We start from the raw sequence: 21,121 nt of genomic DNA, 5'->3' as shown, positions 1-21,121 counted from the left end.
AGTGGTGTCTCCTCAAGCAATGGGTGGGGAGGTCGGCTCCATTGCCGGCACGCGGGAACGCCCGCACGGAGCATTGTGCTCTCCGCCGAACCCTCGACGCCACTTTCTTGTTGCGTGCCCGATCTGCTCGGACGATCGCCCGCCGGGCTCGCCACGACCCCCGCCCAGGAGGGACGGGGGTCGCGGCGGTGTGCGCAGGCGCGCCGGGGGTCAGCGGTTGTCGACCGCCGTGACGGCGACGTCGACGTCGGCCCCGGTGTAGAGCTGGGTGATGAGGTAGACCGTGCCCGGCGGGATGACCGCCGACTCGTCCGCTGCCGACGACGCGGCCGAGCCGGTGGGCTGGCAGGCGCTGTCGACGAAGTACAGGTCGAGGTCGTGCCCGAGCGTGTCGTCCGCCGCGCTCGTGCCCTTGACCGACACGGAGTGCAACCCGTCGGAGAAGCCGGCGGAGAACTTCGTCACCCAGGCGTCGGCGCCCTGGCTGGCCGGCGGGAAGGTGCACGTCGTGGTGAGCTCGGTGCCGGTGACGCCGTAGACGTTGGCGAGACCGGTCGGGTCACCGGCGGCAGGGTTGGGTGCCGTGATGGTGCCCGAGTCGGTGTAGGTCGGGTCGGGAGTCACGCTGCCGTTCTCGACGACCGCACCGCTGCCGAACACCTGGACCTCTGCGACCTGCGCCTGCTTGGTCGTGTCGCCCTGCACCGAGTCGACGAAGAACCGGACGTGGCTCGCCTTGACCGGCTTGGTGAGCGGGAAGGTGACGTAGTTGAGGTCCGCCGCGGTGGGTCGCGGCGCCTGGTAGCCGAACGACCCGGTGCGCGCGGTCGTCCACGTGACGCCGTCGGTCGACGTCTGGACGGTGAACCCCTTGAGCGCCGCGAAGCGCGAGGCGTTGGTCGCCTTGAAGGCGCTGACCCGCACGCTGCTCACCGTCGCCGGTGCCGCGAGCCTGACGGTGAGCCGCTCGTCCGGTCCGGCGTTGTATGCCGCCGTCCCCTCCTTGGTGGCCCACACCGAGGCAGCGGTGTCGTCCAGCGCGAACTTCGCCGGTGCGCCGTCGTCCTGGCTGGAGACGTCGACGATCGTCGCGCCGGCAGCGGTCGAGGCGAGGTTCGGGGCGAGCTTGACGACCTTGGCGGTGTTGCGCCCGGCCGTGACCGAGAAGCCCTCGATCGTCTGGACCCCGAAGCCTGGCGCCTGGATCGTCAACGGGTAGCTCCCCGCGACGGCCTTGACGCTCGCTCCACCGGTCGAGCCGGTGCGGGCGAGGGGGCTGACCCGGGCCTCGAAGACGCCGAGGATGACCTTGGCGTTCGGGACGGGCTTGCCGTTCGTGGCGTTGACGACCGTGAGCGCGACGGTGCCGTTGCTCGCCGACGCCGGGTGGTCGAAGGCGGGCTGGGGATCGGTGTCGTCACCGCCCGCCGACACGGCGCTCAGGCCCGCACCCCGCTTGGCGAAGGCCGACCAGATGAGGTCGGTGTTCTCGCCGTGGTTGCGGTCCAGGTCCGCGGTGAGGATGGCGTCGCGGGCGTCGAGGAAGGACGGGTCCGGCGCCGTGAGCGGCATGCCGTCGGTGACGAGGCGGGCGGCGATCTCACCACCCTGGGCCAGCCCGTGCTTCTTGACGAGGGACCTGTGCAGGTCCCAGAGCACGGCGGTCCAGATCTCGCCGTCGGCGTGGACCTCCGGCCCGGTGAGGTCGTACCCCATGTCGCCGAAGGTGTTGGGGTTGACGTTGAAGTCGTAGTTGCGGATGCCGCGCTTCTCGTTGCCGGTGGCGTAGGCGCCGACGACCGCACGTGTGGGCTCGAGGCCGGTGACCTGGGCGTGGTTGAGGGCGTACCAGTCTCCCCAGCCCTCACCCATCGAGCCGGCCTGGTGCGAGCCGAGCGCACCGCCGCCGGCGACGTAGCGGTTCGAGAGGCCGTGGCTGTACTCGTGCTGGATGACGCTCATGTCGAACGAGCCGTCGCGGTGCGGGCCCTCGAACGCGTCGTCGATGGGCTCCCACAGGAACATGCCGCTCCACGGCGGGATGCCGTCGTCGAGCGTGAGCATGTAGGCGTTGTCGCGCCCGGTGTACGTGGGCGCGCCGCCCGAGGCCGCGCCGGCCTGGACGAGGCCGCGGATCGCGTCCCCACCCAGGCCGCCCTTGTCGCCGTTGTCGACCTGGAAGTTGCCGCCGGACTCGGTGAAGCCCAGGCGGTAGTAGTCGTCGTGGATCCGGTTGTGGTGGTGGAAGAGGTTCGTCGCGGCCGGGTCGAGGTCCTCGGCGTAGGACGGCGGGACGGTCGCGCCCTTGGAGGTCTGCCACGCGTCGGTGAAGGTGTAGTTGAAGCGGCCGTCGGGCGCGACCGGGCGGGGCGCGTTGTCCACCGGCCCGATGAAGTTCGACCAGTTGGCGTAGGCGTCGGCGTTGTTGCCGAGGGTCGTGACACCGGTGCCGGCGACGCCGGTCGGGTCGACCCAGCCCTTGGGCGACTCGGGCTTCGCCCCGAAGGAGTGCACCCGGGGGGTGCCGCCCTTGGCCGCTCCCGGGTAGTTGTCGTAGACCGTGCCCTCCGGGTCGCCCTCGAACTGGACGACGCTCGCCCGGTAGAGGACCTTGCCGGTCGTGCCGTCGACGACGACCTCCCAGGCCTCGCTCGGGCTCTTGATGAAGTACACCTTGTAGGCCGCCACCGGACCGTTGCGCGTACCGAACGTGCCCTTCTTGGCGTACGACGGGCCGCCGAACGGACCCTTGGCGAACGTCGTGTAACCAGCCTTCGCGCCGTCGGCCTTCGGCGTGTATGCCGTCCCGGGGGCGAGCTGCTTGGCCGCGGCCAGGAGCGCGCCGCCCTCGCCGAGGACCCATGCCGAAGTGAGCGTGGTCCCGGGAGTCGGGTCACCGGCATACGAGAGGATCTCGCCGTCCTTGGTGACGGCGACGTTGAGCCGGCCGCCACGGACCGCTGCGACCCCGGAGGTCGTCTGGACGAGGTTGACCGTGTGGGTGCCGGTGCCCGGCAGGGTGTGGTCGCGGACGAGCGCGAGCGAGTCGACCTGGGCGGTGCTCAGCCCGAGCGCGGCAGCGTGCTCGCGCAGCCAGCCCCGGGCGACCTCGACGGCGGAGCCTTCACGGGCTCCGGTGAGGGGAGCGGGCCCGCGCAGCGATCGCAGCGTGCCGAAGCGCGGGTCCCAGCTGGCGCGGGCGCCCTTGCCGGAGGATGAGAGCAGGGCCGAGGCGGCCTTGGCCGTCGCCGCGGCCGGGACGACGGGCTCGGTCACCGCGCGGGTGTCCAGGGTGGTGGTGAGCGCATCGACGGCGTCGGTGAGCGTCGACGGGAGGGGGGTGCTCGCGGGCGCGGACGCGGCGACGCCGGTCGCGGCAGCCGTGGTGAGGCAGATCGCGAGGATCCCGGTGGCGAGGGCAGGGGGTTGTGCCATGGGGGTGTGTCCCTTCGATGGGGCGCCGGGTAGGGGTGCGCCACCGCAGGGGCGCCCGACGCTGGGCACCGACCAGTTTTCTGGTTACTGACGGAAATCACAACAGGAACGTGATGTGCTTCACGTCGTGAGGGTCCCGTTAGGCTGCACGCGTGAACGAGATCGATATCGGACGTGGCAAGCGGGCCAGGCGCGCGTACTCCTTCGACGACATCGCCGTGGTGCCGTCGCGCCGCACGCGCGACCCCGAGGAAGTGTCCGTGGGGTGGCAGATCGACGCCTACCACTTCGACCTCCCGGTGATCGGGGCGCCGATGGACTCGGTGATGTCGCCCGAGACCGCGGTGGCCTTCGGCAAGCACGGTGGCCTGCCGGTGCTCGACCTCGAGGGCCTGTGGACCCGCTACGAGGACCCGGCCCCCCTGCTGGCGGAGATCGCGACCCTCGAGCCCGCCCTCGCGACCGCGCGGATGCAGGAGATCTACACGGCGGAGATCGTCCCGGAGCTCATCGTCGAGCGGCTGCGTGCGATCCGCGACGCCGGCGTCACGGTGGCTGGCGCCCTCACGCCGCAGCGCACCCAGCAGCTCTGGAAGACCGTCGTCGACGCGGGCGTCGACCTCTTCGTCATCCGCGGGACCACGGTCTCCGCCGAGCACGTGTCCAGCCGCGCGGAGCCGCTCAACCTCAAGCGCTTCATCTACGAGCTCGACGTCCCGGTCATCGTCGGTGGCGCCGCGTCCTACTCGGCTGCCCTGCACCTCATGCGCACGGGCGCCGCGGGTGTGCTCGTCGGCTTCGGCGGCGGTGCTGCCCACACGACCCGGCGCACGCTCGGGATCCACGCGCCGATGGCCTCGGCCATCGCCGACGTCGCGGCCGCGCGCCGTGACTACCTCGACGAGAGCGGTGGGCGCTACGTCCACGTCATCGCCGACGGTGGCGTCGGGACGAGCGGCGACATCGTCAAGGCCGTCGCGTGCGGCGCCGACGCGGTGATGCTCGGTGCCGCCCTGGCCCGGGCCACCGAGGCTCCCGGTCGCGGGTTCCACTGGGGGCCCGAGGCGCACCACCCCGAGCTGCCCCGCGGCGAGCGGGTCGAGGTCGGCGCCGTCGCCTCGCTCGAGGAGGTGCTGTTCGGCCCGAGCAAGGTCGCCGACGGCACGACCAACCTCGTCGGTGCCCTGCGCCGCGCCATGGCGACGACTGGCTACACCGAGCTCAAGGACTTCCAGCGGGTCGAGGTCGTCGTCGCGCCCTACGAGGGCGGCTGAGCGGACCCGCCCCGTGATCGCGGCGGTGGGTCGCAGGTCACCCCGACGCGATCTGTCCTGAGCGCGTCGCGTTGGTTACCCTCGGGTAATGGCCGACGTCATCGCAGACCCGGAGCTCGACCCCACCGCCACGTATGCCGTGGACCCGAGCCGAGCCCGCAGGCTCGCCGCTCGCGTCGTCGCCGGGCCGGGAGCCGAGCAGCACGTCAGCCACACGCCGATGACCGGCGCCCCGCTCGCGTCCCTTCCGGTCTCGACGCCGCAGGACGTCACGGTCGCCGTCGCCACGGCGCGCACCGCCCAGCGCGCCTGGGAGCGCACCACGCTGTCGCAGCGCGCCGGGATCCTGCTCCGGTTCCACGACCTCGTCCTCGAGCGACAGGTCGAGCTGCTCGACCTCATCCAGCTCGAGAGCGGCAAGACCCGCCACGACGCGTTCGCCGAGATCGCCGACACGGCCAACACCGCGCGGCACTACGCGCGCCGGGCGTCGTCGTACCTGCGCGACGAGCACCCGATGGGGGTCTTCCCCGTCATCACCCAGACCGTGGTGAGCCACCTGCCCAAGGGTGTCGTCGGCATCGTCTCTCCGTGGAACTTCCCGCTCATCCTCGCCATCACCGACGCGCTCCCGGCCCTCATGGCCGGCAACGCCGTCGTGCTGCGCCCCGACCAGCGGACCTCGCTCACGGCCCTGGCGGCGCACGACCTGCTCGTCCAGGCGGGCCTGCCCGAGGGAGTGCTCCAGGTGGTGCTCGGTCCGGGCTCCTCGACCGGACAGGCCGTCGTGGACCAGGCGGACTACGTCTGCTACACCGGCTCGACGCCCACCGGTCGGAGCGTCGGCGTCGCCGCGGCCCAGCGGCTCGTGGGGTTCAGCCTCGAGCTCGGCGGCAAGAACTCGATGTACGTCGCGGCGGACGCCGACGTCCCCAAGGCGGTCGCCGGCGCCCTGCGGGCCTGCTTCAGCGGCGCCGGACAGGTCTGCATCAGTGCCGAGCGCCTCATCGTCCACCGCGACGTCTACGGCGAGTTCGTCACCTCGTTCGTCGAGGCGGTCGAGGCCATGCGTCTCGGCACCGCGCTCGAGTACGGCCTCGACATGGGCTCACTCGTCAGCCAGGACCAGGTCGACACGGTCACCCGACACGTCGAGGACGCGCGGGCCAAGGGGGCAATCGTCCTCGCCGGTGGTCGTGCCCGCCCCGACATCGGACCGTTCGTCTACGAGCCGACCGTGCTCTCCGGTGTCACTCCCGAGATGGAGTGCCGCGACGGCGAGACCTTCGGCCCCCTCGTGTCCGTCTACGAGGTCGACTCCGACGAGGAGGCGATCACCCTCGCCAACGACACCGAGTACGGCCTCAACGCCTCGGTGTGGAGCCGTGACGTGCGCCGGGCGCGCCGGATCGCCTCGCGTATCCGAACCGGGACGGTCAACATCAACGACGCCTACATCCCGGCGTGGGCCAGCACCGGTGCGCCGATGGGCGGCATGAAGGCCTCCGGCATCGGTCGCCGGCACGGGCGCGAGGGCATCCTCAAGTACACCGAGGCCCAGAACGTCACGGCCCAGCACCTGGCAGGCCCCATGGCCGGCCTGCCCGGTGTCTCGCAGGAGCGCTACACCCAGGGGCTCACGCTCGCCCTGCGCGCCTTCAAGGCGATGGGGCTCAGGTGACCGCTGAGGTGACCGGCACCGACTCCGCCGCCGCACGGGCCATCGACCATCAGGACGTCGACGTCGACGTCGACGTCGACGTCGTCGTCATCGGGACCGGCTTCGGCGGGTCGGTGGCCGCCCTGCGCCTGGCCGAGAAGGGCTACTCCGTCCACATGCTCGAGGCGGGCCGCCGCTTCGAGGACGAGGACTTCGCGAAGACGTCGTGGGACGTGCGCAACTACCTGTGGGCACCTCAGCTGGGGTGCTTCGGCATCCAGCGGATCCACCGCCTGCCCGACGTCATGATCCTCGCCGGTGCCGGCGTCGGCGGCGGCTCGCTCAACTACGCCAACACCCTCTACGTGCCGCCGGAGGCGTTCTTCCGCGACCAGCAGTGGGCTCACATCACCGACTGGGCCGCCGAGCTGGCGCCGCACTACGAGACGGCGTCGGCGATGCTCGGCGTCGTCGAGAACCCGTGCGAGGGTCCCGTCGAGCAGATCTTCCGCGACGCCGCCCAGGACATGGGGGTCCCCGAGAGCTTCCGCAAGGCGCCCGTCGCGGTGTTCTTCGGCAAGCCGGGGGTCGAGGTCGAGGACCCCTACTTCGGCGGTGCGGGCCCTCGCCGGACCGGCTGCACCCAGTGCGGCAACTGCATGGTCGGCTGCCGCCACGGGGCCAAGAACACCCTGCGCAAGAACTACCTCCACCTCGCCGAGGCCCTCGGAGTCGTCATCGAGCCGATGCGCACGGTGACCCGGCTGGGGGTCGTGCCGGGCAGCGGTGGTGACGGCGGGTCCCAGGCTCTGCGTGGGCCGGCATACGGCGAGGGTGAAGGCACCTACCGCGTGCTGCACGAGCGCACGGGTCCGGTCCACGGCAGGGACCCGCGCGTTATCACCGCCCGGCACGTCGTCGTCGCGGCCGGCACGTGGGGCACCCAGACGCTATTGCACGCGATGCGTGACGAGGGGGAGCTGCCCCGGATCTCGGACCGGCTCGGCCACCTCACCCGCACCAACAGCGAGGCGCTCCTCGGCGCGATGACCCAGCACCCGCACCCGGAGGCGGGGCTCGCCGAGGGCATCGCGATCACGGCGTCGTTCCACCCCACCGACGACACCCACGTCGAGAACGTGCGCTACGGGCCCGGCTCCAACGCGATGGGTCTGCTCACGACGCTCATGGTCCCCGGCGACACGAGGTGGCCGCGGCCGGTCCAGTTCCTCCTCGAGCTCGCCCGGCAGCCGCAGGCCCTGCTCAAGCAGTTCCCGATGACGACCCGGTGGAGCGAGCGCACCATCATCGGGCTCGTCATGCAGACCCGCGACAACTCGCTGCGGGTGTCCGGCCGTCGTGGTCTCCTGGGAGGGCGCCGGCTCACCTCGCAGCAGGGCCACGGCGAGCCGAACCCGACCTTCATCAAGGAGGGCCACGACGCGATGCACGCCGTGGCGCGCCGGCTCCAGGAGGTGACCGGCGACTACACCGTCGCCGGCGGCACCTGGGGCGAGGTCTTCGACGTGCCGCTCACCGCCCACTTCCTCGGCGGCGTGGCCATCGGCGAGAGCGGGACGAGCGGCGTCATCGACCCCTACCACCGGCTGTGGGGCCACCCCGGCATCTCGGTGGTCGACGGCTCCGCGGTGTCGGCCAACCTCGGCGTCAACCCGTCGCTGACGATCACGGCGCAGGCGGAGCGGGCGATGTCGCTGTGGCCCAACAAGGGCGAGCTCGACGGTCGGCCGGGGCAGGGGGAGGCCTATCGCCGCCTCGACCCGGTCCCGGCGAAGCAGCCCGCCGTGCAGCGGCTGGGTCATGACGTTGGTGCTGCGGGCCGATAGCCGATAGGTGTGCACGAACACCTATCGGCTATCGGCCCGATCACGCACCATGCCGGCGGACCGATGCCCGGTCAGCGGTTAGCCGGGCCCCGACCCCTCTTCGTCCCGCCAGGCGCGCCACAGCGCCGCGTAGGCGCCGCCGCGCTCGATGAGCTCGTCGTGCGTGCCCAGCTCGCTGATCCGTCCCTCCTCGACGACGCAGACGCGGTCGGCGTCGTATGCCGTGTGCAACCGGTGCGCGATCGCGACGACCGTGCGTCCACGGGTCACCGCGGCGAGCGAGCGCTCGAGGTGGCGCGCCGCGCGGGGGTCGAGCAGCGAGGTGGCTTCGTCGAGGACCAGCGTGTGCGGGTCGGCGAGCACGAGCCGGGCGAGCGCGAGCTGCTGCGCCTGCGCCTCGGTGAGGGCATGCCCGCCCGACCCGACCCTCGTCTCGAGGCGGTCGGGCAGGGCACGGACCCAGGTGTCGGCGTCGACGGCCGCGAGGGCGGCATACACCTCGTCGTCGGACGCCGAGGGGCGCGGGAGGCGCAGGTTCTCGCCGACGGTGCCCACGAAGACGTGGTGCTCCTGGGTCACGAGCGCGACCTCGCCGCGCAGGGTGGGCAGGGTGAGGTCGACGAGGGGCACGCCGCCGACGGTCACCCGGCCCGTGCGCGGTCCGTCGATGCCGGCCATGAGGCGGCCGAGGGTCGACTTGCCGGCGCCGGAGGGGCCCACGATCGCGAGGCGCTCTCCGGGCCGCAGCGTGAGTGAGACGCCGTGCAGGACGTCACGCCCCTCGCGGTAGGAGTAGCGGACGTCCTCGACCTCGATGGTCGCGCCACGCGGCTGCTCACCGGTGGCGACGCGGTCCGGCGGCACCTCGCCGACGCCGAGCACCCGTGCGAGCGAGGTTGCGGCGAACTGGATCTCGTCGAGCCAGCTGATGAGGTCACCGAGCGGGTCGAGCATCTGCTGGATGTAGAGGGTCACGGCGGTGGCCGCACCGATCGAGATGTGGCCGTTCCAGGCGAGCCAGCCGCCCCAGAGCACCGAGACGGCGACCGGGAGGAAGAAGCCGATCTCGAGCCACGGGAACCAGCGCAGCCGCAGGCCGACCCCGACCCGTTCGGCGCGACCGGCCTCGTCCAGTGCCTCGTCGAAGCGCGCTCCCCGCTGGGCGGAGAGGCTGAGGTTGTCCATGGTGCGCAGGCCGTCGATCGTCTCGGCCCCGACCGAGTTGAGCCGGGCGTAGCTCGCGTGCTCCCAGAGGTAGACCCGTCCGGCCCGCTTGAGGTACCAGCGGCTCGAGGGCACGTGGACGAGCAGGGGGGTGAGGAGGGCGAGGGCCGCCAGTGGCGAGGTGATCACGGCCGCGACGACGGTGGCGGTGACCGTCATGACCGACACGACGACCGCCGGGATGCCGAAGCGGATGACGTGGGTCATCGCGTCGATGTCGTTGGTCGTGCGGGCGACGAGGTCACCCGTGCCCGCGCGCTCCAGCGTCGAGAGCGGGAGCCGCACGGCATCGCGGACGAAGTCCTCGCGCAGCCTGGCGAAGACGTGCTCGGAGAGGATGAACGCTGCACGCCGGGCGAGCCAGGTGAGGACGGTCTGGGCGAGGATCGCGACCACGAGCACTGCGATGAGCACGTCGATCCGCCGCAGGCTGGCGCCTCCCGGCCCGGCCTCGGTCACCTCCTCGACGATCTGGCCGACGACCCACGGCCCGACGAGGCCGACGAGAGCGGCGAGGCCGTGCAGCGCGAGGACCCAGAGCAGCGGTCGACGGTGGTCGCGCAGGAGGACCCGGGTGTGGGCGACCACGGTCTGGCGGCTCGCGATGGGCAGCGAGCGCTTGGCGTGGTCGGTCTCGCCGATCTGGTGGAGGATCGGGGTCATCGCTCAGTCGTCCTCTCCGCGCAGGACGATGCGCCGGTATGCCGGGTGGTTTCGGACGAGGTCGCGGTGCGTTCCCTCGATGGTCACGGTGCCGTCCTCGACGAGGAGGACGCGGTCGGCGCGGTCGAGGACGAGAGGGCTTGCCGTGACGACCACGGTGGTGGAACCGCTGCGGTGCTTGGGAATTCGCTCGGCGATGCGCGACTCGGTGTGGGCGTCGACGGCGCTCGTCGGCTCGACCAGCACGAGCACCGCGGGATCGCGCAGGAGGGCGCGGGCGAGGGCGATGCGCTGGCGCTGCCCACCCGAGAGCGACCGACCGCGCTCCTCGAGCTCGCCGTCGAGGCCACCGTCGATCGACTCGATCGCGTCCATCGCGTCGGCGGTGTGGAGCGCGGCGAGAAGGGCGTCGTCGTCGGGGTGCGCGCCCGGCTCGCCGACGACGGCGCCGAGCTCGCGGCGCAGCGGCCCGCTGAAGAGGTGCGGGTCGGACTGCGACACGACGATGGTGTGGCGAACCACCTCGATCGGGAGGTCGTCGATCACGGTGGCACCCCACGTGACGCCGTGCCGGCCCGGGACAGTGCGACCGAGCCGCGCGGCGATGGAAGCCGACACGTCGGGGTCGGCGGACACGATGGCGGTCAGCCGCCCCGGCACGATGCGCACGCCGGACGTCGGGTCGAACAGCTCGGCTGCAGTGCTGCCAGAACTGACCAATTGGTCAAGTCTTGTTGCGTCCGGGCCGCCAGAACTGACCAATTGGTCAAGTCTTGTTGCGTCCGGTCCGCCAGAACTGACCAATTGGTCAAGTTTTGTCGGGGTGGCGGGGTGGTCGGGCTCGGCCGCGAGGATCGCCACGAGGCGGCTGGCCATGACCCGCGACGTGATGAGCTTGTTGACGAACTCGGTCGCGGTCCGCAGCGGCATGGTGAGGAACGCCGTGTAGCCGTAGAACGCGACGAGCTGGCCCGGCGAGATGTCACCGGCCACCGCGAGGTGGGCGCCCAGCCCGGTGACGACGACGACGAACACCCCGGGCAGCAGCACCTGCGAGGCGTCGAGCAGCGCCTGCACACCGGCCAGGCGCACGCCGGCGGAGCGGACGCGACCGGACTGGCCGGCATACCGGGTCAGGAAGGTTTCCTCACCACCGACGCCACGCAGGACGCGCAGCCCCGAGACGGTGTCGGCGCCGAGGGCCGTGAGCTCACCGGACTCCGAGCGCTGCGCCTCCTGGCGCTTCTGGAGCGGGCGCATGACGAAGGCGAGCGAGGCGAGGAGCAGGGGACCGCCGACGAGCATGACGAGCCCGAGCAGCACCGAGCCCTTGAGGAGGATGACCGAGACGACCACGAAGCTGGCGATCGCGCCGGCGAAGCGGGCCGACACGTCGAAGACCATGCCGACCTTCCAGAAGTCGTTGGCGAAGGCGGTCAGGACCTCGCCGGCGGATGTCGAGCGCGTCAGTGCAGGGCCGGCGCGGCGGACGGCGCGCTCGGTGACGATCGCCGACCGGAACGCCGCGAAGAGCCAGTTGCGCACGGCGAACCAGTGCCGCAGGTTCGTCGTGGCGGCGCTGAGCAGCCCCATGCCGAGGATGACGCCGGACCAGAGCACGAGCGCGCGACCGTCGCGGGCGACGAGGCCGTCGTCGATGGCCTTGCCGATGGCCGCCGGCACGAGCGCGATCGAGAGCATCCACGGGATGCCGAACGCGGCACCGCCGACGATGGTGCGCCACTGCCGCCGGACCAGCCAGAGCAGGAGGCGGTCGGCGTCGGTCGGGGGAGTGGCACCGTCCTCGAGGGCGTAGGGCCAGGGTTGCGTCGGCATGTCGTCTCCACGGTAGGAGCCGGGACCGGTACCGAGCCACCGAGTTTCCGCTCAGGTCACGCGTTTAGGCTCGACGCGTGCTCCGGACCGCGCTCAGGCCCCGCAACCTCGCGTTGCTCGCGGTCGCCGTCCTCGTCGTCGTCGCGTTCGTCCAGCTCGGTCGCTGGCAGCTCGGCGTCGCCGAGGACGAGGCGTTGCGCGAGTCCCTCGAGAAGGCGCGCTCGCAGCAGCCCGTGGCCGTCGAGAGGGTCCTGCGTCCGCACTCGGACTTCCCCGGCGAGCTGAGCATCCGTCCGGTGTCGGCCACCGGCGAGTTCGGGCCCGACCAGGTCGTCGTCGCGAACCGTCGACTCGACGGGCGCTCGGGCTACTGGGTCGTCGCGCCGCTGCGGGTCACCGCGACCGGCGCGACACTGCCCGTCCTGCGCGGCTTCGTCACCTCGCCCGCGGAGCTGCCGCCCGTCCCGACTGGAACCGTCACCGTCACGGGTGGGCTGGCTCCACCCGAGTCCCCGTATGCCGGTGCCGCACCTCCCGAGGGCCAGCTCGGCTCGGTGGACACCTCGGTCCTCGTCGGGCGCTGGTCCGGCGACCTCTACAACGCGTTCGTCTTCCAGCAGGAGGAGACGCCGGCGGCGGCCCCGGGGTCGCTGGGCTCGATGCAGCGGGTGCCCACGCCGTCGGGTGAGACGGGCTTCAAGTGGCGCAACGCGGCATACGCCCTGCAGTGGTGGGCCTTCGCGCTGTTCGCGCTCTACATGTGGTGGCGGATCGTGCGGGACGAGGGCAGGGAGGACGCCGCTTCGGAAAGGGCCGCCGCGGAGGAGGTCGGGGCGAGCGGCGACAATGGTGCCTGTGAGTGACGTGAGCCAGGCCAGCAAGCAGACCGTGATCCGGGACGAGACGGCGGCGCGCAAGGCGCTGACCTTCTTCAAGGTCATGGCGTTCATCGTCGGCATCGGACTGCTCGTGCTGCTCGTCGAGATCGTGCTCGAGTACGGCACGTCGATGAAGGGTGAGCAGAACCCGCTGCACTGGTGGCCGCAGCCGCACGGCTTCATCTACATGGTCTACCTCGTGGCGACGGCCAACCTCGGCTTCAAGGTGGGGTGGTCGCTGCCCAAGATGGTCGGGGTCATGCTCGCCGGGTGCGTGCCGTTCCTCTCGTTCTGGGTCGAGCGCAAGGTCGCCGCCGAGGTGGACGGGCGCCTCGCCCGGTGACCACCGCCGGGTGGCCCGAGTACCGTCTTGAGACATGGGCGGCCCCGGAGCCCGGCACCGATCGCTCGGTGAACGTCTCGTCGAGCTGCGACAGTTCGTGGGGCGGGCGGCAGAGCTGGATCTCGTGCGCGCCGCGCTCGATGCGGACGAGCCGCCGTTCGCCGTGCTGTTCCTGCACGGACCGGGCGGCATCGGGAAGTCGAGCCTTCTCGACCTGATCGCTGAGGGCGTCTCACACGACGGAGCAACGGTCGTCCGCCTGGATGGCGCAGTCCTGGCCCCCACGCCGGAGGCCGTCCTCTCGAAACTGGCTGACTCGCTCGAGGTGCCAGTGGCATTCGGAGCGATCACGTGCCCTTCCGGTCGACTGGTGCTCCTGATCGACGACTATGAGCGGTTGGCTCCACTCGACGGGTGGGTCCAGACAGCCCTCCTCCCTCGACTGCCGGCCAGCGCGTTGACCGTCATCGCGGGACGGACACCGCCCGAACCGAGGTGGCGCTCGGAGTCGTCGTGGTCGGAGCTGCTGCGCGTGGTGTCGCTCCGCAACCTCAGCCCGGCCGAGAGTCGCGAATACCTCCGGGCCGTGGGCGTGGCCTCGGCCCTGCACGACGAGGTGGTCAGCGCGACGCACGGGCACCCGCTCGCCCTGTCACTCCTCGCTGACGTCGTCCTGCGGGAGGGCGCGGTACCACCGGGACCCCTTCCACCTGATCTCGTCAGTGCGCTGCTCGGACGCTTCGTCGAGGACGTCCCCACCGACCTCCATCGCCGCGCTCTGCAGGTGTGCGGCCTGGCCAGGACCACGACCGAGCCGCTCCTTCGCGACGCGTTGGGTCTGGAGGACGCTCGCGAGCTCTTCGACTGGCTCCGGGGTCTGTCGTTCGTCACGGCAGGCCAAGAGGGACTCTTCCCCCATGACCTCGCGCGTGACGTGATCGATGCCGAGCTCCGCTGGCGAGACCCCGAGGAGTACCGAACGGTCTTCAGGGGCGTCTGGACCCATACGCGAGAGCACCTGCGATCGGCGGTCGGGTGGGAGCGGCGGCAGGCCGTGTTCGACCTCAAGTTCGTCTTCCGGAACCTGCCCGGTGTGCTGGCCCCCGTGGACTGGACCTCGTGGGGCGGGCTGCACCCTGAGCCTGCCAAGGCATCGGACCGGGACGTCGTGCTCGAACTCGTCCTCGACGCAGAGGGACTTCGTTCTCGCGAGATCGCGGCGCGCTGGTGGGAGCGTCAGCGGGAGGGTTTCTGGGTCCTGCGACACCACAACGGATCAGTCCTCGGCATGCTCGTCCTGCTCGACCTCACCCGCGCCTCTCCGGACGACATCACAAGCGACCCCGGTGCGACTGCAGCCTGGGACCACGCCCAGCACCAGTCACCGACGAGGCCCGGGGAGGTGGTGACCCAGACCAGGTTCATCATCGACAAGCACGCCTACCAGAACCCGTCCGCGACCCTCAACGCTGCCCCGCTCCTGACGATGGAGCACTACATGCGCACCAAGGACCTTGCGTGGGACTTCCTCACCCTGGCCGAGCCAGACCGGTGGAACGACTACTTCGCCGTCGCGGACCTTCCGCGGGCGGAGGGCGCCGACTTCCGGGTGGGCGATCGAACCTACGGGTTGTTCGCCCACGACTTCCGCCGAGTTCCCGTGGACGACTGGTTGCAGCTGGTGACCGAACGCTCACTGGCGCGGGACGTCTCACCCGCGCCCCCCACGAAGTCCGAGTTCCTGGTGCTGTCGCAACCCGAGTTCGCCCAGGCTGTGAAGCAGGCTCTGCGCGACATGCGGCGCCCGGCACTGCTCGACCGCAACCCACTCACGAGGACCCGCCTGGTGCACGACCAAGGCTCCGCTGGCCCGGGGTCATCAGGGGCTGCGCTCGAGACACTCCTTCGTGACGCCGTTGACGCACTCGCGAACGACCCACGTGACGACGCGCTGCTGCGTGCGGTCGACCGGACCTACCTGCGACCTGCGGTCACGCAGGAGGCTGCGGCGACGTTGCTGGGTCTCCCCTTCAGCACGTACCGACGTCACCTGACCCGAGGAGTTCGGCGCATCGTCGACTGGTTGTGGGAACGGGAGCTCTATGGCCCGGGTGCTTTTCTGGGGGCGGCTGGGCCCGACGAGCAGAACTGAGCACCGCGTGGACTGGTGAGTGAGCAGCATTCGGATGCAGCCTTCTCGCGACGTGAGGAGGCGGTTGTCATGAACGACTCTCTGGTGGGTGATCGAGCCGTGGTGCTCGGCGCCAGCATTGCCGGACTGGTGGCCACGCGGGCGCTGGCGGACCTGTTCGCCGAGGTCGTCGTCGTGGAGCGCGATGAGCTGGGGGTGACCGGTTCGCCGCGCCGTGGGGTGCCTCAAGGACGCCACATCCACGGCCTCATGGCGCGCGGGCAGGAGGTGTTGGAGGAGTTCTTCCCAGGGTTGACGGACGATCTCGTCGAGGAGGGGGTGCCGCTCATCGACCAGGCCGGCCAGGTGCGGCTCTACCTCAGCGGTTGTCGTCTCAAACCGTCCCCCAGCGACATCCGAGTGCTCAGTGCTAGCCGGCCAGGGCTCGAGGCCTACGTGCGGCGGCGTGTTCAGGCGCTGCCCGACGTGGCGTGGCGGGACGGGCGGGACATCGTCGGGCTCGTGACCACCCCTGAGGGTGACCGCGTCACGGGCGCCCGGGTGATCCGCAGGGCAGACGGGAGCAGCGAAGAGCTCCTCGAGGCCGACCTGGTGGTGGATGCGACGGGCCGCGGGTCCCGGACCCCCATATGGCTCGAGGCGCTGGGCCGCGGGAGCCCGGCGGAGGAGACGATCCCCATCGGCGTGGGCTACGCGAGCGCCATCTTCAGGCTCGCGCCCGGGGCGCTGGGCCGTGACCTTGCAGTCATCCAGGCACCCACCCCGGCGCGTCCCCGAGGTGGCGGCCTCACGACACTGGAGGGTGGCCGCTGCATCGTGACGCTCATGGGGGTTCTCGGGGACCACCCGCCGGCGGACCTCCCCGGCTTCATGGACTTCGCGAGGTCCTTGGAACATCCGGACATCTTTGATGCCCTGCAGGGCGCTGAGCCGACGGACCTGCCGGTGTCGCTGCGCTTCCCCGCCAGTGTCCGCCGACGCTACGAGCGCATGCGCTCGCTCCCTGACGGACTATTGGTGACCGGGGACGCCTTGTGCAGCTTCAACCCCATCTACGGGCAGGGCATGACGGTCGCCGCCCTCGAGGCGCAAGCCATGCATCGCTCACTCATCGCGCTCGCACCTGCGCGCCCGGGCCTTCGCAAGGAGGTGCTGCGGACGAGCGGAGTCATGGACGAGATCGCGCGTGTCGTCGATGTCCCGTGGGACATGGCCGCAGGCGGTGACCTCGCATACCCCGGCGTCACAGGGTCTCGCACCGTGAAGATCCGGGTCGGCAACGCCTACCTTCCGCGGCTGCACGCCGCTGCGCAGTCAGACGCTCGCCTCACGGTCGCGTTCCTCAGGGTCGCGGGGCTGCTCGATCCACCCCAGGCTCTCTTCCGCCCAGACCTCGTCATGCGTGTCCTGCGTCAATCTGGGGCAGGACGCCGTCGAGCGGCAACGGCCGACACGGCGGGAAGCAGTGACGAGAGCCGCCGGTAGCCTGTCCGTGTGAGCGAGACCCCCCACCTGTCCGACCGTCCGGTGCTCGTCGTCGACTTCGGCGCCCAGTACGCCCAGCTCATCGCGCGTCGCGTGCGCGAGGCCAACGTCTTCAGCGAGGTGGTCCCCTCGACGATGCCGGCGAGCGAGATGCTCGCCAAGGAGCCGGCGGCGATCATCCTGTCCGGCGGGCCGAGCTCGGTCTACGAGGAGGGCGCCCCACGGCTCGATCCGGGCCTGCTCGAGGCCGGGGTGCCGGTGTTCGGCATGTGCTACGGCTTCCAGGCGATGGTCCAGGCCCTCGGCGGCACCGTCGAGCGCACCGGCCTGGGTGAGTTCGGCTCGACGCCGGCCCAGATCTCCGACACCGACTCGACGCTCTTCAACGGCCAGCCCTCCGACCAGTCGGTCTGGATGAGCCACGGCGACGCCGCCACGGCCGCCCCGGACGGGATGCGGGTCACGGCGGCGACGTCCGGCGCGCCCGTCGCGGCGTTCGAGGACGACGAGCGCAAGCTCTACGGCGTGCAGTGGCACCCCGAGGTCATGCACTCGACGTTCGGCCAGCGGGTGCTCGAGAACTTCCTGCTCCGAGGCGCAGGCCTGTCGGGGGAGTGGACGGCGCACAACGTCGTCGAGTCCCTCGTCGAGCAGGTCAAGGAGACCGTCGGCGACAAGCACGTGCTCTGCGCGCTCTCCGGTGGGGTCGACTCGTCGGTGGCCGCCGCGCTCGTCCAGCGCGCCGTCGGTGACCAGCTGACCTGCGTCTTCGTCGACCACGGACTGCTGCGCTCCGGCGAGGCCGAGCAGGTCGAGAAGGAGTTCGTCGCGGCGACCGGCGTCGACCTCGTCGTCGTCGACGCCAGGGACCAGTTCCTCTCCGCGCTCGCGGGCGTCTCGGACCCCGAGGAGAAGCGCAAGATCATCGGTCGCGAGTTCATCCGCGTCTTCGAGCAGGCCGCTCGCGACGTCGTCGGCTCGGCCGAGCGCGACGGCCACCCGGTCGAGTTCCTCGTCCAGGGCACCCTCTACCCCGACGTCGTCGAGTCCGGGGGCGGCACGGGCACGGCCAACATCAAGTCCCACCACAACGTCGGCGGGCTCCCCGACGACCTCCAGTTCACGCTCATCGAGCCGCTGCGCCTGCTCTTCAAGGACGAGGTCCGCCAGGTCGGCCTCGAGCTCGGCGTGCCCGAGGGCATCGTCTGGCGCCAGCCCTTCCCGGGCCCGGGCCTCGGCATCCGTATCGTCGGCGAGGTGACGGCCGAGCGCCTCGAGATCCTGCGCGCCGCCGACCAGATCGCCCGCCACGAGCTGTCCGCCGCCGGCCTCGACCGCGAGATCTGGCAGTGCCCGGTCGTCCTGCTGGCCGACGTCCGGTCGGTCGGCGTCCAGGGCGACGGCCGCACCTACGGCCACCCCGTCGTGCTCCGGCCGGTCTCGTCCGAGGACGCCATGACCGCCGACTGGACCCGCGTCCCCTACGACGTGCTCGCCAAGATCTCGACCCGCATCACCAACGAGGTGCGCGAGGTCAACCGGGTCGTCCTCGACGTCACGAGCAAGCCCCCGGGCACCATCGAGTGGGAGTGACCTCCCCGGCCCGACTCGTGGCAGGCTTGACCGGAACCCCTGATCAGAACTGAGGTCCCCAACGCATGTGCGGCATCGCCGGCTACTACGGCCTGAGCGCCAACGAAGCGCTCCTGAACACCATGAACGACGTCCAGGAGCACCGCGGACCCGACGGTGAGGGCATCTACGTCGAGGGCCCCTGCGGCCTCGCGCACCGACGGCTCTCGATCATCGACGTGGCCCACGGCCAGCAGCCGATGGCCACGGCCGACGGGCGCTACTCGATCGCCTACAACGGCGAGGTCTACAACTACCTCGACCTGCGTGCCGAGCTCGAGGGACTGGGTCGCACGTTCGAGACCGACAGCGACACCGAGGTCGTCCTCCAGGCGTTCGCGCAGTGGGGTGGCGAGGCCTTCGACCGCTTCAACGGCATGTTCGGGCTCGCGATCTGGGACCGCGAGGAGCAGCGGCTCACCCTCGCCCGCGACCACTTCGGGATCAAGCCGGTCTACGTATGCCGTGTGGCCGGCGAGCAGGGCGACGCCCTGCTCTTCTCGAGCGAGATCCGCCCGATCCTCGCCAGCGGTCTGTACGAGAAGAAGCCCAACGAGCGCTCGATCTACCGCTACCTGAGGTTCCGCGCCCACGAGGACGGCACCGAGACGTTCTTCGACGGCATCGAGCGGCTCCAGCCGGGCGAGATGCTCGAGGCGGACGCGGACGGCATACGACGCACGATGTTCACGCGCCTGCGTGAGGAGCTCGCGGAGCTCGCCGAGGAGCAGCGTCCCTACGACGACGAGGCCGCGGCCGAGTACAAGGAGCGCTTCATCGAGGCCGTGCGCCTTCGGCTCCAGTCCGAGGTGCCGGTCGGCACGTCGCTCTCCGGCGGCCTCGACAGCTCGGCCGTCGCCGTCATCATCAACCAGCTCATCAACGAGGGCGACGAGCGCACCCAGTCGGTGGGGGTGCAGCAGAACACCTTCAGCGCCGTCTTCCCGAACTCGATCAACGACGAGGAGAAGTACGTCGACGAGGTCCTCGACATCTGCGAGGGGCACGTCGACGGTCACAAGATCCTGCCGAAGCCCGAGGACTTCAAGGCCGACCTTCGTGACTTCATCCGTACGCAGGAGGAGCCGCTCATCTCCAGCGGGCCCTACGCGCAGTTCCAGGTGATGCGCGAGGCGACCAAGCACGTGACCGTCCTCCTCGACGGCCAGGGTGCCGACGAGATGATGGCCGGCTACATCCCCTACTACGCCGTCTACCTCCGCCAGCTGCGGGCCCAGGGCGCCAGGGCCGCGGCCGCCGAGCTGAGCAAGAGCCTCGACGTGCTCTTCCGCCTCGGGCGCTTCCGGGTCAAGGCCAAGCTCAAGGGCCGCAAGGACGTGCCGGTGACGTCCCTGCTCAAGCGCGAGTTCACCTCGCAGTGGACCGACGAGCGCTTCCCCGTCGAGCAGGGCAACCTCAAGAAGCGGCTCATCGAGGACCTCTTCCACAACAGCCTCCCGAGCCTGCTGCGCTACGAGGACAAGAACACGATGCGCTTCTCGGTCGAGGGGCGCGTGCCGTTCCTCGACAAGGAGGTCGTGAAGTTCATCTTCAGCCTCACCGACGAGGCGATCATCAAGGACGGCTGGAACAAGCGCATCCTGCGCGACGCGACGCGCGGCCTGCTCCCGGAGTCGATCAACCGTCGCCGCAACAAGATCGGGTTCACGACGCCGCAGTCCGAGTGGTTCATGCGGCTCAAGAACCACTTCTACTCGATCTTCCTCAGCGAGTCGTTCGCGAACCGCCCCTACTTCGAGCAGACCGAGGTGCTGCACGCGTTCGAGGGCTGGATCAAGGGCACCAACAACGCCGACACGATGATGTTCTGGCGCCTCATCAACCTCGAGCTGTGGCTCCAGGAGTACTTCGACGAGGCGCCGCAGGTCGACAAGGCCACCGCGCAGGCCGCGCCGAAGTCGGACCTCGAGCCCAACTCGGGCAAGTCGCTCGACCTCACGACGGCACGCGGCGAGACCGTCCGTCGCTACCCCCTGCGCACCGAGCTCTTCGCGGCCGACGACGACCTCGACGCCAAGGTGCTGCCGCGCGTGGAGGAGTTCTTCTCGACGCTGGCAGCGGGTGGTCCGGAGCACCAGGCCGCGACGCAGGGCCGCTGGTACCTCTTCATCTCCGAGAAGATCATCGCCATCACCCAGGGCCGGTCCTACTTCATCTGGGACATCAAGGTCGGCAAGCCGGCCCGGGTGCTCTCCAAGTACGTCACTCGCACCCCGGCAGGCATCGGCCTGGGGTCGCCGTTCACGATGCAGCTCGCGATCGAGGAGGCCGGGCTTCCCCGCGTCCTGTATGCCGCTGCCGGCGGTGCCGTGGGCAAGGCGATCGGTCGCAAGGGACTGTTCTACGAGCTCGTCGGCAACGACATCGCCGCCATCGACGGCCCGACCGAGTACAGCGCCTACCCCTCCAACGTGTCCGCCAAGCTCGCCCCCAAGGACCCCGACCGGGTGGCCGCGCGCCTCACCGCGGGGATCCGCGACCGGGTGCCCACGGCATACAAGGATCAGTTCGGCGGGACGATCGTCATGGACGCCAACGACATCGGCCGCAACGTCCTCGGCAGCGACGTGCCGGGCGACAAGGCGCGGTTCGAGGAGATGTTCGCCGACAACCCGCTGGGTCAGGGCAGCGAGCAGACCCCGATGGCGCTCGTCTTCATCCAGGACTGAGG

Annotated in this window: 12 protein-coding genes; 9 read left to right on the top strand and 3 right to left on the bottom strand. The window is 70.7% G+C overall.

Annotation, left to right across the window (positions count from 1 at the left end; all coding sequences use genetic code 11):
- Positions 1 to 210: 210 nt before the first annotated feature.
- Positions 211 to 3,435 carry a M36 family metallopeptidase gene (locus LL946_RS02865; RefSeq protein ID WP_404384592.1) on the bottom strand — a complete coding sequence of 1,075 codons (3,225 nt, stop codon included), beginning with the start codon at positions 3,433 to 3,435 and terminating at the stop codon, positions 211 to 213.
- Between the two features lie 152 nt (positions 3,436 to 3,587).
- Here LL946_RS02865 and LL946_RS02860 point away from each other — a divergent pair, with 152 nt between their 5' ends.
- The 3 genes from LL946_RS02860 (at position 3,588) to LL946_RS02850 (ending at position 8,216) form a co-directional block, all read left to right on the top strand.
- A complete protein-coding gene (locus tag LL946_RS02860) occupies positions 3,588 to 4,709 on the top strand; it encodes a GuaB3 family IMP dehydrogenase-related protein (RefSeq protein ID WP_404384590.1) in 1,122 nt (373 codons plus the stop codon).
- A gap of 88 nt (positions 4,710 to 4,797) precedes the next feature.
- Positions 4,798 to 6,390, top strand: a complete 1,593-nt coding sequence (locus LL946_RS02855) for a succinic semialdehyde dehydrogenase (protein ID WP_404384588.1) — start codon at positions 4,798 to 4,800, stop codon at positions 6,388 to 6,390.
- A gap of 41 nt (positions 6,391 to 6,431) precedes the next feature.
- Positions 6,432 to 8,216 carry a GMC oxidoreductase gene (locus LL946_RS02850; RefSeq protein WP_404386771.1) on the top strand — a complete coding sequence of 595 codons (1,785 nt, stop codon included), beginning with the start codon at positions 6,432 to 6,434 and terminating at the stop codon, positions 8,214 to 8,216.
- A gap of 78 nt (positions 8,217 to 8,294) precedes the next feature.
- Here LL946_RS02850 and LL946_RS02845 read toward each other — a convergent pair whose 3' ends face one another.
- Together LL946_RS02845 and LL946_RS02840 are read right to left on the bottom strand one after the other, a co-directional pair.
- The gene (locus LL946_RS02845; RefSeq protein WP_404384586.1) at positions 8,295 to 10,103 is read right to left on the bottom strand and encodes an ABC transporter ATP-binding protein; all 1,809 of its coding nucleotides are present in this window, start codon (positions 10,101 to 10,103) and stop codon (positions 8,295 to 8,297) included.
- 3 nt (positions 10,104 to 10,106) lie between these two features.
- On the bottom strand, positions 10,107 to 11,939 hold the full coding sequence (locus LL946_RS02840) for an ABC transporter ATP-binding protein (protein ID WP_404384584.1): 1,833 nt from the start codon (positions 11,937 to 11,939) through the stop codon (positions 10,107 to 10,109).
- Positions 11,940 to 12,016: 77 nt separating this feature from the next.
- Between LL946_RS02840 and LL946_RS02835 the strand changes: the two genes are divergently transcribed.
- The 6 genes from LL946_RS02835 to asnB all read left to right on the top strand — a co-directional run bounded on the left by LL946_RS02835 (position 12,017) and on the right by asnB (position 21,119).
- The gene (locus LL946_RS02835; RefSeq protein WP_404384582.1) at positions 12,017 to 12,802 is read left to right on the top strand and encodes an SURF1 family protein; all 786 of its coding nucleotides are present in this window, start codon (positions 12,017 to 12,019) and stop codon (positions 12,800 to 12,802) included.
- Positions 12,803 to 12,878: 76 nt separating this feature from the next.
- Positions 12,879 to 13,160 carry a DUF3817 domain-containing protein gene (locus LL946_RS02830; RefSeq protein WP_404386769.1) on the top strand — a complete coding sequence of 94 codons (282 nt, stop codon included), beginning with the start codon at positions 12,879 to 12,881 and terminating at the stop codon, positions 13,158 to 13,160.
- A gap of 34 nt (positions 13,161 to 13,194) precedes the next feature.
- Positions 13,195 to 15,312: an AAA family ATPase gene (locus LL946_RS02825; RefSeq protein WP_404384580.1), complete on the top strand. Its 2,118-nt coding sequence runs from the start codon at positions 13,195 to 13,197 to the stop codon at positions 15,310 to 15,312.
- Positions 15,313 to 15,381: 69 nt separating this feature from the next.
- Positions 15,382 to 16,797, top strand: coding sequence for an FAD-dependent oxidoreductase (locus LL946_RS02820; protein WP_404384578.1), 1,416 nt, complete (start codon positions 15,382 to 15,384; stop codon positions 16,795 to 16,797).
- Between the two features lie 9 nt (positions 16,798 to 16,806).
- Entirely contained in the window at positions 16,807 to 18,390 is a 1,584-nt protein-coding gene (guaA, locus tag LL946_RS02815; protein ID WP_404384576.1) for a glutamine-hydrolyzing GMP synthase, read from the top strand.
- A 65-nt stretch (positions 18,391 to 18,455) separates the two neighbouring features.
- Complete coding sequence (gene asnB / locus LL946_RS02810; RefSeq protein ID WP_404384574.1) at positions 18,456 to 21,119, top strand: asparagine synthase (glutamine-hydrolyzing); 2,664 nt, start codon at positions 18,456 to 18,458, stop codon at positions 21,117 to 21,119.
- The last annotated feature ends 2 nt before the right edge of the window (positions 21,120 to 21,121 follow it).

The sequence above is a fragment of the Knoellia locipacati genome (assembly GCF_044791685.1).
Classification (GTDB): Bacteria; Actinomycetota; Actinomycetes; order Actinomycetales; family Dermatophilaceae; genus Knoellia; species Knoellia locipacati_A.
Note: the sequence above shows the minus strand (reverse complement) of the source record. Positions and strands in the feature narration are given on the sequence as shown.